Annotated in this window: 12 protein-coding genes; 6 read left to right on the top strand and 6 right to left on the bottom strand. The window is 67.2% G+C overall.

From position 1 onward, the window contains the following. The first annotated feature begins 399 nt into the window (after window positions 1–399). Both ACKN61_RS06540 and ACKN61_RS06535 read left to right on the top strand, forming a co-directional pair. Window positions 400–1,074, top strand: a complete 675-nt coding sequence (locus tag ACKN61_RS06540; protein WP_408952801.1) for a hypothetical protein — start codon at window positions 400–402, stop codon at window positions 1,072–1,074. An 11-nt stretch (window positions 1,075–1,085) separates the two neighbouring features. Then, window positions 1,086–2,417 carry a hypothetical protein gene (locus tag ACKN61_RS06535; protein ID WP_408952800.1) on the top strand — a complete coding sequence of 444 codons (1,332 nt, stop codon included), beginning with the start codon at window positions 1,086–1,088 and terminating at the stop codon, window positions 2,415–2,417. A gap of 147 nt (window positions 2,418–2,564) precedes the next feature. Here the strand turns inward: ACKN61_RS06535 and ACKN61_RS06530 are convergent, their stop codons facing one another. Both ACKN61_RS06530 and ACKN61_RS06525 read right to left on the bottom strand, forming a co-directional pair. Continuing rightward, window positions 2,565–3,455 (bottom strand): metallophosphoesterase, encoded by an 891-nt coding sequence (locus ACKN61_RS06530; RefSeq protein ID WP_408952799.1) that lies wholly within the window; start codon window positions 3,453–3,455, stop codon window positions 2,565–2,567. Beyond that, window positions 3,452–4,840: an NTP/NDP exchange transporter gene (locus ACKN61_RS06525; protein WP_408952798.1), complete on the bottom strand. Its 1,389-nt coding sequence runs from the start codon at window positions 4,838–4,840 to the stop codon at window positions 3,452–3,454. Before ACKN61_RS06525 ends, ACKN61_RS06530 begins: the two co-directional genes overlap by 4 nt. A 257-nt stretch (window positions 4,841–5,097) precedes the next feature. Between ACKN61_RS06525 and ACKN61_RS06520 the strand changes: the two genes are divergently transcribed. Together ACKN61_RS06520 and ACKN61_RS06515 are read left to right on the top strand one after the other, a co-directional pair. Beyond that, on the top strand, window positions 5,098–6,690 hold the full coding sequence (locus ACKN61_RS06520) for a GMC family oxidoreductase (protein WP_408952797.1): 1,593 nt from the start codon (window positions 5,098–5,100) through the stop codon (window positions 6,688–6,690). Window positions 6,691–6,922: 232 nt separating this feature from the next. Then, window positions 6,923–8,338 carry a serine hydrolase domain-containing protein gene (locus tag ACKN61_RS06515; RefSeq protein ID WP_408952796.1) on the top strand — a complete coding sequence of 472 codons (1,416 nt, stop codon included), beginning with the start codon at window positions 6,923–6,925 and terminating at the stop codon, window positions 8,336–8,338. Window positions 8,339–8,514: 176 nt separating this feature from the next. Here the strand turns inward: ACKN61_RS06515 and ACKN61_RS06510 are convergent, their stop codons facing one another. Together ACKN61_RS06510 and ACKN61_RS06505 are read right to left on the bottom strand one after the other, a co-directional pair. Further along, a complete protein-coding gene (locus ACKN61_RS06510; RefSeq protein ID WP_408952795.1) occupies window positions 8,515–9,048 on the bottom strand; it encodes an SRPBCC family protein in 534 nt (177 codons plus the stop codon). A 1,439-nt stretch (window positions 9,049–10,487) separates the two neighbouring features. Beyond that, complete coding sequence (locus ACKN61_RS06505; RefSeq protein ID WP_031373057.1) at window positions 10,488–10,949, bottom strand: hypothetical protein; 462 nt, start codon at window positions 10,947–10,949, stop codon at window positions 10,488–10,490. 267 nt (window positions 10,950–11,216) lie between these two features. Between ACKN61_RS06505 and ACKN61_RS06500 the strand changes: the two genes are divergently transcribed. Then, window positions 11,217–11,414 carry a hypothetical protein gene (locus tag ACKN61_RS06500; protein ID WP_057917171.1) on the top strand — a complete coding sequence of 66 codons (198 nt, stop codon included), beginning with the start codon at window positions 11,217–11,219 and terminating at the stop codon, window positions 11,412–11,414. A gap of 441 nt (window positions 11,415–11,855) precedes the next feature. Continuing rightward, window positions 11,856–12,299: a hypothetical protein gene (locus ACKN61_RS06495; RefSeq protein WP_408952794.1), complete on the top strand. Its 444-nt coding sequence runs from the start codon at window positions 11,856–11,858 to the stop codon at window positions 12,297–12,299. A 336-nt stretch (window positions 12,300–12,635) separates the two neighbouring features. Here the strand turns inward: ACKN61_RS06495 and gcvH are convergent, their stop codons facing one another. Next, entirely contained in the window at window positions 12,636–13,031 is a 396-nt protein-coding gene (gene gcvH / locus ACKN61_RS06490; protein ID WP_031373060.1) for a glycine cleavage system protein GcvH, read from the bottom strand. A gap of 103 nt (window positions 13,032–13,134) precedes the next feature. Further along, window positions 13,135–13,770 (bottom strand): 2-hydroxychromene-2-carboxylate isomerase, encoded by a 636-nt coding sequence (locus tag ACKN61_RS06485; protein WP_408952793.1) that lies wholly within the window; start codon window positions 13,768–13,770, stop codon window positions 13,135–13,137. Between the last annotated feature and the right edge of the window lie 12 nt (window positions 13,771–13,782).

The following is a 13,782-nucleotide window of genomic DNA, read 5'->3' as shown; positions in this document are numbered from 1 at the left end:
CGCGTGGCGAACGACGCGGATACGCGTCCACCCCCGTCGTGCCCGCTCGGCTTGCGCATCGTCGCTGCTCCCGTTCCCCCGCTCAAACTAGCCGCGGGACCCGCGCGCGGCCCCTGCGGATGGTCATACCGACCTTCGGCATGGTGGGGACGCTCCGAGCCTCGGCGTACGCAAGCCGTGATCGGGGACGCAGTCCGGTTCCCAAACGGATCGAGCGAACGCCCCTGGGCCTGAACGAGCTCGGCGAAGCCGGCCGTCGTTTCCGTGCCGATGTGCGTGATTTGTAGGAAAAGCCTGAATCGGCCGTCCGAAAAACACGGTTTCGGCGCCGGTTCGATTGTCCAGGGGGCACCGCGGCAGTAGCCTGCGGATTCCCCATCGCATCAACGGAGGATGCCCATGCGCGCGACCGCAGCGACCGCCGCTCGAGCCGGCCTGCTTCCGGCCCTGTTCTGCACACTGATGTTCTGCGCACTGACCGCATCCTGCACCACCACGCCCCAGCCCCAGGCATCGGCCAAGGAGAATGCCGCCATGACCACGCAATCGCCGACCCTCGCCGACAGCGCTCGGCTCGATGCCGAACAAATCGGCAAGCGCGTGCTGAAACTGATCGACAGCATTCACGGTGCCCAGGACCTCTCTCCCGAGAACATCGAAAAGCAGACCGGCATCAAGGTCGAGATCCATTCCGAGGACCGCACCGAATACGGCTTCGGCGGCGCGCTGACGAACGAGTGGTCGTACAGCCTGACCTCGGTGTCGTACAGGCAGGGGGAAAAACCCACGCGGCTGGATTTCCGCTTCCTGAGCCAGGCCCAAGGCGCCGTCGACATCGCACCGATTTGCAGCATGGACTTCAAGGACTACAGCCAGGCATTGACCTCGGCGGGCTTCCAGGCCCAGAGCTTGCCGAGCAGCGACGGCAGCGACCCCGGCTTCGGCTACCGCGGGGTCGAGCCCTGGAGCTTCGTTCGCGGAAAGGTCGAAGTGGCGATCTACACCCACGGCAATAAGGACCCTGAGCAAGGTCGAGCCTGCATTTCCAGTCTCGCCGTCAGCACCCAGGCCTGAAGGAGCCCGCCATGGCCACGCCCGCCGAAAAACTGGAAGCGATGCTCACGGATTTCGAGAGTGCCAACGCAGCCGGTGGCAAGAACCTGCGCGACCTGCTCAAGACCACGCCCGAGTTGCAAGCGCGCATCGTCAAGTCGATCGAACTCGGCAACCTCGACACGATCAAACCGCTCGACCCTGCCCTGCGCTCCAGAGGCGTCATGGGCGGTTTCAATCCGGTCGACAAATCCATCGCGCTGCCGATGGACATGCTCAACAGCGCCGACACCAATCCCCGCAACGCCAATACGCTGCGGCTGGTGTTCGGCCACGAGATCGAACACTCCGTCAACAAGCAGGCCATCGCCGACGGCAACAAAGCATTCGAGGACAAGGTCAGGAAGATCGCCGAAGGTCCGGCGCCGCACGATTACACGACTCTCGTCAAAGACCGCGATACCGAGAGCCGCAAGCGCGAGGCGAACGACCAGATCGCCGGGTTCAACGTGCTGGCCGCGCACGTGCGCAGGGAAAACCCGAAAGCCAGCAAGGAACAGCTTTACGACAAGTTGTTTCACTCCTCCAACCAGATGGAGCAGTACTTCGATGTCAGCGGCACGCCGGGAAAGGAAAAGTACACACCGAAAGCCGGGCTGACGATCGACAAGAACGGCAAGATCGCCGCGACGAAGGCGAATGTCGATGCCATCGGCGAGCATTTCTACGAGGCCAACGGCTACCCGAAGGTCTACGGCCCGCGGTCTCTGGCCCTCATCAACAAGATAGAGAGCGAGACCCTGGCCGCCGCCAGAGTCGGCAACCCCAGCCACCCCGCACCTGAGATCAAGGTCAACCTCAAGGAACTGGGCCTTACCGGCCTCAGATTGCCGCCGAGCTTTACCGATACCAGTCCGAGCCTGGCCCGCCCGACCCCAGCCGTGCCTGCTCCGGCCGAGTCCCCGGCACCGGTCACCCCAACCGCGGCGAGCGCACCTGCAACGGCCTCGCGCGATTTCCGCGACCTCGGCCACCCGGACAACGGCTACTTCCAACTGCTGCGCGACAAGCTGCCGGCCAGCGTGCCGGACAATGCCGTGGCGCATGCGATGTTGCTGGCCAAGCAAGGCGGCCTGACCGACCCATCGAAAGTGAACTCGAACGAGATCGGCCTGGTGGGCGGCAAGATCTGGGTCGGCGGCCATACTCCCGGCTTTCATATCAGCTCCGATCCTGCGCAATCCCCGCCGATGGAGCAGGTTTCGCAGGGACTGAGCAAGCTCCAGGCACAAACCTCGCAGGCGCAGGAAGCGCAGAGCCTGCGCGGCCCGAACGATCCGCAACCGCAGGCCATCGCGCGCTGAGGCGCCTGTCGCTCGGTCCGGACCGGCGCCGTCCTCGGTCCGGTCCAGTCCAGTCCGGTCCGGTCCGGCCGGACGATTCGACGACACCGCTGCTCGACTGCCGCTGACGCCTATCGAAAGTCCGTAGTCCCAGCTTGAGACAACGGCTCAATCGGGCGCGCGTCGCTCCCGACCTGGCACGGCCGCGCGCAGCGTCAAGCGCGAAATCTCAGGCGGCACGCCGAAGCGGACCGGCAGGATGCTGGTGCCGATGCCGGTCGAGACGAACAGGGACTTGCCGTCTTCGATCAGATAGCCACCGGCATAGCGTTGGTCGGCCGGCAGCACCGGGGTGCCGATCCACGGCAGGCGTACCTGGCCGCCATGAGTGTGTCCGGCGACGGTCAACGACGCGCGTGGCGGGACCTCGGGAAACAGGTCGGGGTTGTGGGTCAAGGCCAGCACCGGCGCATCGTCGGCGACGCCGGCGAAGGCGCGGTCGATGTCGTGGGCGGCTTCCCATTTGTCGCCGATGCCGACCATCCACACCCGGCAGGCGCCGAGCTGCACCGCCTGCGCCTGGTCTTCAAGCACGATCACCCCGGCCGACTCCAGCGCGGCGCGCACCTGCACGCCGTCCTTCCACCAGTCGTGGTTGCCGAGCACGGCGTAGACCGGCTTGCGTCCGGTCAGGGGCCGCAGATGCGGCGCCATCCGCTCGGCCGAGATGTAGGTGCCGCCGAGCACGCTGAGGATCACGTAGTCGCCGGCCATCAACACCGCCTGCGCGTCGCTCGCGACCAGCCGCTCGACGATATGGTCTAGCCGGTCGAGGCCGTTGTGCGGCGAGCCGGTATGCAGGTCGGCGACCACGTCGATGCGCAGGCCATCGCAGTCGCGCGACCAGTGCGGCAGGCGGAATTCGTAATCGCGCTCGACCAGTTGCCGCGGTTCCCAGAAGAACCCCCAGGCGAAGCATCCGACACCGGACAGGACCACGCCGACGAACAAGCGCTGCAGCCACAACTGGCGCGGCCACGGCCGCCAACCGCGTTTCATGCTTTCGGGGTCTCTTGGGTGTCCGAGGCGCCGCCACGCTGCACCCAGCGCGCGACGTTCCAACCGATCAAGCCGGCGCCGGCGGCGACCGCGGCGCTGATCCCGGCCAGGCCGGCGACACCGACACCGACGCCGCGCAAGCCGACCATCGCCGTCGCCACGGCGACGTCGCCGAAGCGCCAGGCGGCGGTGTCGACCGCGTTCTTGCCCTTGTAGCGCAGGGTGCGCGCGGCGCTGCTGAACAGACTTTCGCGGGCCGGGCCGACCATGCCGTAGGCGAGCCCACGGCTGATCACCAACGCCATCGCCACTGCCGGCATCGGCAGCAGCATCGCCGCCATGCCCTGCGGCAGCATCGCCACCAGCGCGCCGTAGCCCGGGAACAAATGCGTCAGCGGCGCATGCGGGTCGGCGACCAGCGCAACCAACGCCAGGATCGACACCGTCACCACCGACCACACCCCGATCACCGTGGCCGCGCCGCGTCGCGCCAGCAACCAAGGCGTCAACAGCAACTGCGCCGCCAGCGCGATCATGTTGGTCATCAGGTCCAAGTCGGCGGCGAAACGGGTGCGCGCGACCGCATCGACGAAGGTCGCCTTCGAGTAGTCCACCACCAGGCCGTAGTTGACCGTGCCGATCCAGTCGCCGAGCAACAGCAGGATCGCCATCGAGCGCATGAAGGGATTGGCGAACACCTGCTTGAGGCCGTCGAGCATGCCGCCGCCGATCGCCGATTCGTGCGAGGCCTCGAAGCGGCGAGTGCCGTGGATGCGCGACCAGCGCCCGAGCAAAGCGACGAACACCAAGGCCAGGCCGAGCAGGCTGGCCGAGACCATCAGCAGCGGCGCCACGCCGATCACACCGACCAGCAACCGGGTCAGGACCGGACCGGCGAGCGAACCGAGCGTGCCGGCGACCGCGATCAACGGGAACAGACGCCGCGCCTGGCCCTCGCTCCAGATGTCGGTCATGAAACTCCAGAACACCGACACCACGAACAAATTGAACACGCTGATCCAGACGAAGAACACGGTGCCTAGCGCGCGCGGGCTGAGCACGCCATGGGCGCTAAACAAGGGCACGAAGGCGAGCAGGCAGGCGATGAAGAAGCCGTACACCAGCGGCACCACCACCCGACGCGGGTAGCGCGAGACCAGGGCCGAGAACACCGGCGTCAGCGCCAGCGTCGCGACGAAGGTCGCCGCGTAGAACCAGGGCAGTTGGGTCGAACCGACCGCGGCGCTGAGCTGGTCGCGGACCGGGCGGATCACGTAGTACGCGGTCAGCACGCAGAAGAAATACGCCAGCGAGAACGCGACCGCGCGCCATTCCCCGCTGTGGACGCGCCCGGTCTGCAGGCTGGCGCCTTGGACTGCCGACATTCCGTCGCTCCGTGTGGGACTGCCGGCATGGCCGACGGTTGGCGGGTCATCGGCGCGGCCGGGCCGGGCCCGGTATCCTCGCCGCTGGCGGTGCCGGACAGCGCCGGCCCCGTTCGTTGCCGGCACGGTAGCCGAAGGCGTCCCACACCGCCAGCACGGCGTCTGGCGGCTGCGACATCGCCATTGGGAGCATATGCTCTAGTTTTGGCGCTTACGTTCGCCGCACGGTAAAGCGACCGATGCAGAGCAGCCCGAGAATGCCCCAAGAGTTCGACTACATCATCGTCGGCGCCGGTTCGGCCGGTTGCGTGCTGGCCAACCGCCTCAGCGAAGATCCCGACGCCCGAGTGCTGTTGATCGAGGCCGGTCCGCGCGACCGTCATCCCTTCATCCACATGCCCGCCGGGCTGGCCAAGCTGGTCGGCAAGAAAGGGGTGAACTGGGATTACGACACCGCCCCGGAGGCGCAGCTCAACCGGCGCGTGCTGTGGTGGCCGCGCGGCAAGGTGCTCGGCGGTTCCAGCTCGATCAACGCCATGTGCTACATCCGCGGCGTGCCCGGCGACTACGACGACTGGGCCGCGTCCGGCGCCAGCGGTTGGGGCTGGAACGACGTACTGCCGTACTTCCGCCGTAGCGAGCGCAACAGCCGCGGCGACAGCGCCCTGCACGGCAGTCACGGCCCGCTGTACGTCTCCGACCTGCGTTACACCAATCCGCTGTCGGGCGTCTTCATCGAAGCCGGACAACAGGCCGGCTATACCGCCAACCCGGATTTCAACGGCCCGGAACAGCAAGGCTTCGGTCTTTACCAGGTGACCCAGAAGAACGGCGCGCGCTGTTCGAGCGCGGTCGCCTACCTGGACCCGGCGCGCGAACGCCACAACCTGCACATCGTCACCGGCGCCCTGGTCAACCGCATCACCATCGAACGCGGCCGCGCCACCGGCGTGACCTACAGCGTCGGCGGCCGCGCCTATCATCAGCACGCGACGCGCGAGGTGCTGCTGAGCGGCGGCGCGATCAATTCGCCGCAGTTGCTGATGCTGTCGGGCATCGGCCCGGCCGAGGAATTGCGCCGGCACGGCATCGAAGTGCTGCACGACGCGCCGCAGGTCGGACAGAACCTGCAGGACCATCTCGACATCTGCACCCTGCAGCACTCGACCCGACGCGTGACCTACGACCGCGTCAGCGATGTGCGCATCGCCTTCGACTATTACCTGCGCGGCCACAGCGGCCCGGGCAGCAGCAACATCGCCGAAGCCGGCGCCTTCGTGCGTTCGGCGCTGGCGCCGGACGAGCGCGCCGACATCCAGATGCATTTCGTCCCGGCCATGCTCGACGACCACGGCCGCCACCGACTGCCCGGCGACGGCTACACCGCCCACGCCTGCTTCCTGCGTCCGCGCAGCCGCGGCCGCATCGGCCTGGCCAGCGCCAGCGCCGGCGACAAGGCGCGCATCGAAGCCAACTACCTGAGCGATGCGGAAGGCTTCGACCTGAAGATGATGCTCGAGTGCGCCAAGCTCTCGCGCACCGTGTTCGCGCAGAAAGCCTTCGACCCGTATCGCGGCGCACCGATCTTCCCGGCCCGCGACGAACTCAGCGACGCCGAGCTGGTCGAGTTCGTCCGCGCCAAGGCCGAGAGTGTCTACCACCCGGTCGGCACCTGCCGCATGGGCGACGACGCCGCCTCGGTGGTCGACTCGCGGCTGCGCGTGCGCGGGGTCGAAGGGCTGCGCGTGGTCGACGCCTCGGTCATGCCGAGCCTGATCGGCGGCAACACCAACGCGCCGACGATGATGATCGCCGAGCGCGCCTCGGACCTGATCAGCGGGCGCATCTGAGGCAAGGTGGCGGGCGAATCGGGGCGTCGCGGCACCACCGCGGCGGCCTGCAGTCGGGCCACCGCAACCGCTCGTCGCCTGCGCCGACAAGTTCCTGAACCAGGCCGCGACAAGGCCGGTTCATGAGGCCATTAAAGCCTGAAAAATCAGAATCCTGAATGCGCTTGTTGTCCAATTCCCTGAGATCGGCGCTAGAATCGTTGTAACCCGGCTCACGCAGGCGCTGCGACCGATGAAACACGACAAGAATCCGGGCTCGCCCCGGCGGTCACTCAATCCCTGGCGCCTCGGCACGCTCGCTGCCCTGCTGACCTTGACCCTGGGTTCGACCGCACAAACTTCCCTGCGCTGGCAGAGTCCGCAGCCGCAGGCACCGGTCGCGCGCGCGCAAGGTTTCGACGGCACGCTCGCGCCGGGCCAGCACATCGTCCCGGCGCAGAATGCCGCCGGCCGCGTGTTACCGCTCGCCAGCGATTTCGACGTCCGCCAATTCGAGGCGATGGCGCAGCAGCTCGTCGCCGACCAACGCATTCCCGGCATGGCCATGGCGGTCGTGCACAACGGCCAGGTCCTCAGCGCGCGCGGCTACGGCATCACCGACGTGCGCAACGCCGAGCCGATCGACGCCCACACCGTGTTCCGCCTGGCCTCGCTGTCGAAGAGCTTCGCCGGCACTCTGACCGGCCTGCTCGTCAACGACGGCACCCTGCGTTGGGACAGCAAGCTGGTCGACTACATGCCCAGCTTCCAGTTGGTCGATCCGAACGCCGCGCGCCAGATCACCGTCGCCGACCTGCTCAGCCATCGCGTCGGCCTGACCCACAACACCTACGACCGCGATCTGGAAAACTACGCCGACTACCGCGTGCTGACCCAGAAGCTGGCCTATGCGCCGATGACCTGCCAGCCGGGCACCTGCTACGGCTACCAGAACATCGCCTTCAGCCTGATCGGCGACGTCGTGTTCGCCGCGACCGGCGACTTCTACAGCCAGGAAGTGCAGCGCCGCCTGTTCAAGCCGCTCGGCATGAACGACGCCAGCCTCGGCCTGGAAGGCATCACCGCCAGCGCGCGCTGGGCCAAGCCGCACGTGCGCGCTCGCGGCGGCTGGGCCTCGCTGACGCCGAAGCCGACCTATTACCAACTGCCCCCGGCCGCCGGCGTCAACGCCAGCGCCAGCGACATGGCGCAGTGGCTGATCGCGCAGACCGGCCACCGTCCCGATGTGCTGCCGCTGCCCTTGCTGGCGACGCTGCACCAGCCCTTGGTAGACACCCCGACCGAGATCCGCGGTTCGAGCTGGCGACGTCAGCGCCTGAGCTCGGCCGGCTACGCCCTGGGCTGGCGCGTCTACGACTACGCCGGCCACCGCATGGTGTTCCATGCCGGCGCGGTGCAGGGTTATCGCGGCGTGGTCGCCCTGCTGCCCGAACGCGACCTCGGCATCGCCCTGTTGTGGAACAGCGAAAGCGGTTTGCCGACCGGCTTGCTGCCGACGATCCTCGACCGCGCCATCGGCCTGCCGCCGGAGCGCTGGATCGATGTCGGCTTCGACGACCCGGGTCTGTACGCCGCCGAGTCCAACCCGACCCAGCAGCGCGATCCCAACGGCAGCAACGCGCAGAAATCGACCGCCGCGCCGCGCTGAGGCGCGAGCGCACCACCGGCGTGGCCGGTGGCCGGATACGAAACGGGCCGCGGCAATGCCGCGGCCCGTTTCGTTTCGAGCTGGGTGCGTGTCGATGGCGCGACCGAGTTTCAAACCCGCTGGCGCGGCCGCGATGCGCCCCGAACGTGGGCCGCCCGCCGATCACAGGCTCGCCGTCAGCGCGGCTGTTCTTCGAGCACCCGCTTGAGCTTGGCCAGGCCCTTGTCGTAGTCCTTGCCGACCATCTTGTCGAGCACCAGGCCGAACCAGCGCGAGACCAGATTGTTGCCGTGCGCGCTGTCGAGCGACCAGGTCACGCGGGTACCGTCGCCCTCAGCCTTGAGGTCGAAGGTGCCGACCGCCTGGGTGCCGTCGAAGTCGAGCGCGTTGACGACCTTCTGCTGCGGCACCGACTCGGCGATGCGCTGGCTGCCCTTGCCGACCTTCTTGCCCTCCCAGGCAAGCGACGCGCCGACGCCGGCTTCGGGACCGCTGTAGACGTATTTCGCGGTCGGCTCCAGCTCGTACCACGGCGACCACTCGTTGAAGCGCTTGTAGGAATCGAGCATGGCGTGGACTTCGCCGGGCGGCCGGTCGATCGCGATCGATCGTTCGACGTGGGTCTTGTCCGGCAGCAGGAAGCCGCCGACCACGAACACCAGAGCAAGCAGTACGACGAGATACAGCAATCCCTTCAGCAAGGCTTTCATGGCGCTTCCCGGGCGTTGGACCAGGCCCGATCCTAACCGCTGCTGAGGCGATCGGAAGCGGTTGCGGCAAGCTCGCCGACGAGAGGCGGCGGCGCGACATGAGAGCGCAGATGCGCCGCCTGGCGGTCGTCACTGCGAGACGGCGGGCTCCACCTAACTTTGGCTGAGTCCGACGACAGGGGCTTTCCACGGCAGAACGGTGAAGTCTCTGGATCCCCGCCTTCGCGGGGATGACGGCTGGGAGAGTTACCGCACCACCTGCTGTCGTTCCCGCGCAGGCGGGCTCCGCTTTACTTCGGCGGAGTCGAATCCAGGGCTTCACCGAGGCATGGGTCTGAAGTCTCTGGATCCCCGCCTTCGCGGGGATGACGGCTGAAAGCACGCGGGCGGAATGAGTTGCGACGACGGACAGGGGCGATGGCCGACGGTGATCGCAGGGGCCTTCCGAGACCCGGTACGGGAGCCCGACCCCACGTCAGCACTCCACCCCAACGCCACTGCTCCCCTCTTTGAAGAAGAAGGGTTGGGGGAGATTTGCTCTTGGCGCCATGCCCCGCGTTCGGCGTTCGGACGTTTGCGACGGTGTCAGCCTGTGGCGCCGGAAGTCTTCGCTCACTCACCCGCCCCAGCGCCAGCACTCCCCTCTTTGGAAAAGAGGGGGTGGGGGAGATTTGCTCTTGGTGCCCATGGCCCGTTCGGCCTTCCGACGTTCGCGACGGTGTCAGCCTGTGGCGCCGGAAGTCTTCGCTCACTCACCCGCCCCAGCGCCAGCACTCCCCTCTTTGGAAAAGAGGGGGTGGGGGAGATTTGCTCTTGGTGCCCATGGCCCGTTCGGCCTTCCGACGTTCGCGACGGTGTCAGCCTGTGGCGCCGGAAGTCTTCGCTCACTCACCCGCCCCAGCGCCAGCACTCCCCTCTTTGGAAAAGAGGGGGTGGGGGAGATTTGCTCTTGGTGCCCATGGCCCGTTCGGCCTTCCGACGTTCGCGACGGTGTCAGCCTGTGGCGCCGGAAGTCTTCGCTCACTCACCCGCCCCAGCGCCAGCACTCCCCTCTTTGGAAAAGAGGGGGTGGGGGAGATTTGCTCTTGGTGCCCATGGCCCGTTCGGCCTTCCGACGTTCGCGACGGTGTCAGCCTGTGGCGCCGGAAGTCTTCGCTCACTCACCCGCCCCAGCGCCAGCACTCCCCTCTTTGGAAAAGAGGGGGTGGGGGAGATTTGCTCTTGGTGCCCCAGCGTGTGGCAGCCGGGTGTCCGCGAAAGCAAAAGCCGACCCGGCTGGAACTGTTCGCCCGCCCGGCCCTCGCGCGTAGCGCTCGGGCGTTCGCAAAGGCGCGAGCCAGTGGCTCGCAAGCGCCTTTGCTCACCCCAAAAAAAAACTCTCCCCCCGCCTGGGCTGCGGGGAGAGAGCTTGATTACGGCTTAATCGGGGTTTTTCTTATTTAGATCAGCGGAGCCGGGGTGGCCGGCAACGCAGCTGCAGCCTTGGACTTGCGGGCCTTCTTGGCAGCCTTCTTCGGGGCCTTCTTGGCGGCCTTCTTAGCAGTCTTCTTGGCGGCCTTCTTGGCAGTCTTCTTGGCAGCCTTCTTCGGAGCCTTCTTAGCCGCCTTCTTGGCGGTCTTCTTGGCGGCCTTCTTCACAGCCTTCTTGGCGGTCTTCTTGGTCGCCTTCTTGGCTGCCTTCTTAGCAGTCTTCTTGGTCGCCTTCTTCGCAGTCTTCTTGGCCGTCTTCTTGGTGGCCTTGCGTGCGGTCTTCTTGGCGGCCTTCTTCACGGTCTTCTTGGCTGCCTTCTTGGCGGTCTTCTTGGTGGCCTTCTTGGCAACCTTCTTCGCGCCAGCTTTCTTGACAGCCTTCTTCGTCGCCTTCTTGGCGGCGGACTTCTTAGCAGCTTTCTTAACGGCCATGTGATGGCTCCTCGTCAGTGGTGATCAGGGATTGATCAGTGGTGGTGCGGTAAGCCCAGTGGAAAGGGACTCTGTGAAGACAGAGCCGCGGGAGTCGGACCCGCGTGCAACCGCCGACGCGCACTGCGCGCCGGAACGGATCGGGGATCGCATCCGGCCGCAGGCGCGGCGGGACCGATGGCGCATCCGCCCGGAAGGCGGACGGAAGGGGCCGCAAAGGGGCGCGGCCAAACAAAAACCCGGCCCGCCGAACGCGAACCGGGTTGCTTGGAACAGGACGCCAACGATGTCATCTGGGTTTTGGATGTCATCGGCGAAGAGAGTGCGGTCAACATTTCTGCAGAGGAAGCGAATCCTGCGTCCACCGTTTTGACTGTCCGGGCGGAGGTCCGTTTTGTGCTGCATGTTGTCGCGCTGGGTTTTCTCACTCTCGTCTGCAGGAAACGTCTGCTGGGCGAAACCTAATCACGCTTTTTCATACTGTCAACAACCGAGCCTATTTTTTTTCCGGGCCGCCCGCCCCGACGGCGGCGGCATCGGCGGCGCACGCGTTCGCCGAGTGCGCGCGCGCGCATCCGACCGATTCGCGACGCGTTTCTTTCGACATCGCTGAAACCCAAGCGTGGCGCGGGTTTCGGCGATGCGATGTTTTTTCGCGCGGAGTTTTTTCGATAACGCGCATCGCCGCGCGAGGCTGTCGAAGGCGATCTGCGAAGGCGAATCCGGAAGAAAAAATTCCGGTCCGCGACGGCCGCGGATTTCGCGTCGCACAAGCCGAATTGCGCGAAACTGCGCGAACCGTTTTCGGCCTCCGGCGACGTTCGACGACCGCCTCGTCGGAGCGACGAGCATGCCGACGCGACGACTCGCTCGCTCGAACGACGGCGACGAACGACGTCGCCGAGCATGTGTGCCAGCACCTCGGCGGCGCCGACGAACGGCAACATCGGCGCGCGAGGCGACGACCGTTCGTCTGCCGAAGCCGCCGCGTTCGCACCTCCACGCGGTGCGAACGCGCCGAAGTGGAAAGCGTTTTCCGCCAGCCGCGACGACCGACCCGACGACCGCGTCCGGCGTTCGTCGACGGCATCGCCGGCCCGTCGCGACGATTCGCCGGCTCGCAAAAAACCGCTTGTTTTCGGCACTGCCGCGTTGCGCGCATCGATCGCTCACGACTCGGCCCGCTGCCTCGACGAGCACGCCAAGGGGCGCGCCGCGCCGGTCTCGACCGCGCCGCTGCGACTCGGTGCGAGCGGCAGCGAAGGCCGGCGACGCGAGGTTCGCGGCGAGCGAGCGGCGTGCTCTTCACGTCGAGTCCACGCGTCGCGCTCGGACGTCGTGTCGGCGTGAGGCGCCGTCGTCGGCCGGGTTCGCGACGACGCGAGCGGGTTCCGGCAAACCGGCGACGCACGCGACGGCATCGGCGGCGTCGCGATGTCGACCGCCGCCGGAACGCGTCGGCCGACCTCCGGTTCGGCGTCGGCTCGGCGCCGCCTCGTCGCTCCACATCGACCGCTCGTCGGCCGCGTTCGCCGGGCGCCGCGGCGAAGCCGGAGTCGAACGCGCGCGCCGCCGCGCCGCCCAAAACGAAAACGGGGAGCGGAGAGCCGGCTGCCGCGATCGCGGTCCGGTTCTGCGCTCCCCGCTGCCGCCGCCCTCAGGGCGACGGTGCCGGATCGGCTGGGATCAGTGGTCGTCTTCTTCGAGCAGCTCGGCGTAGTCGTCCGGAGCGAGCAGTTCGTTGAGCTGGTCCGGCTCGTCGATCTCGACGGTGAAGATCCAACCCTCGCCGTAGGCGTCTTCGTTGATCGTTTCCGGCTTGTCCGCCAGCGCGGCGTTGACCGCGGTCACGGTGCCGGAGACCGGCGAATAAACGTCGGAGGCGGCCTTGACCGACTCGACCACCGCCGAGGCGGTGCCGGCTTCGACGCGGTCGCCGATGTTCGGCAGTTCGACGTAGACCAGGTCGCCGAGCAGGCCTTGGGCATGGTCGGAGATACCGACCGTGACTTTGCCGTCGCCTTCGACGCGGGCCCACTCGTGGGATTTCATAAACTTCAGATCGCCGGGGATTTCACTCATGGCTGGCCTCGAACGTGACGGGAGCGGCTGGTAATGGCGGGTAGTTTAACGATGCGGGCGCGACATGCCACAGGGGCGGCGGCCGGGAGGGCGACGGGCGCATTCAACTCGCCCTCCCGCCGTGGTCGATCCGGTACGGCGCGCGAGCGCTGAGCAGCGCCTCGCGCAGCGCCTCGACGCGATCCTGGCCCCAGAACGGTTCGCCGTGCAGCACGTAGCCGGGCAGGCCCGGCAGGTCGGCGGCGATCGCCTGTGCGGTGTAATCCCGATAGCGCGCAGCGACCTCGGCGGTCTCGGCGGCGGCGATCGTCGCCTCCGCATCGTGACCGTGATCGCGCAACAGGCGCGCGACCGTGTCGCGATCGGCCAGGTCCTGGTCGTGCGCCCAGATCGCCCGGAACGCGGCGTCCATGTAGGCGGCCGGATCGGCGCCGGCCTCGACCAGGGCGATCGCGCAACGATCGGCCAGGCCGGGATCCACCGGGAAGAACTTCGGCGCCAGGTTCAAGGGCAGCGCGCGCTGCTCGCGTGCGCGCTGCAACTCGTACAGACGGTAACGCTGCCGGGCCGGCGCGCGCTGGCCGAGCGGCAGGCCGCCGTTGGCGGCGAACAGCTCGAAGATGCGCACCGGCTTGTAGACCAGGCGCGCACCGCTCGCCCGCGCCGCCTCGAGCACGGCGGCGTGCCCGAGGTAGGCATAGGGCGAGATCAGGCTGAAGTAGTAGTCGACGAAGACCATGGCCGCAGCGCG

The organism is Lysobacter sp. Hz25 (assembly GCF_046097045.1).
In the GTDB taxonomy this organism is placed as follows: Bacteria; Pseudomonadota; Gammaproteobacteria; order Xanthomonadales; family Xanthomonadaceae; genus Lysobacter; species Lysobacter antibioticus_B.
The sequence above is the reverse complement of the archived record's forward strand: the minus strand, read 5'-3'. Positions and strand labels throughout refer to the sequence as shown.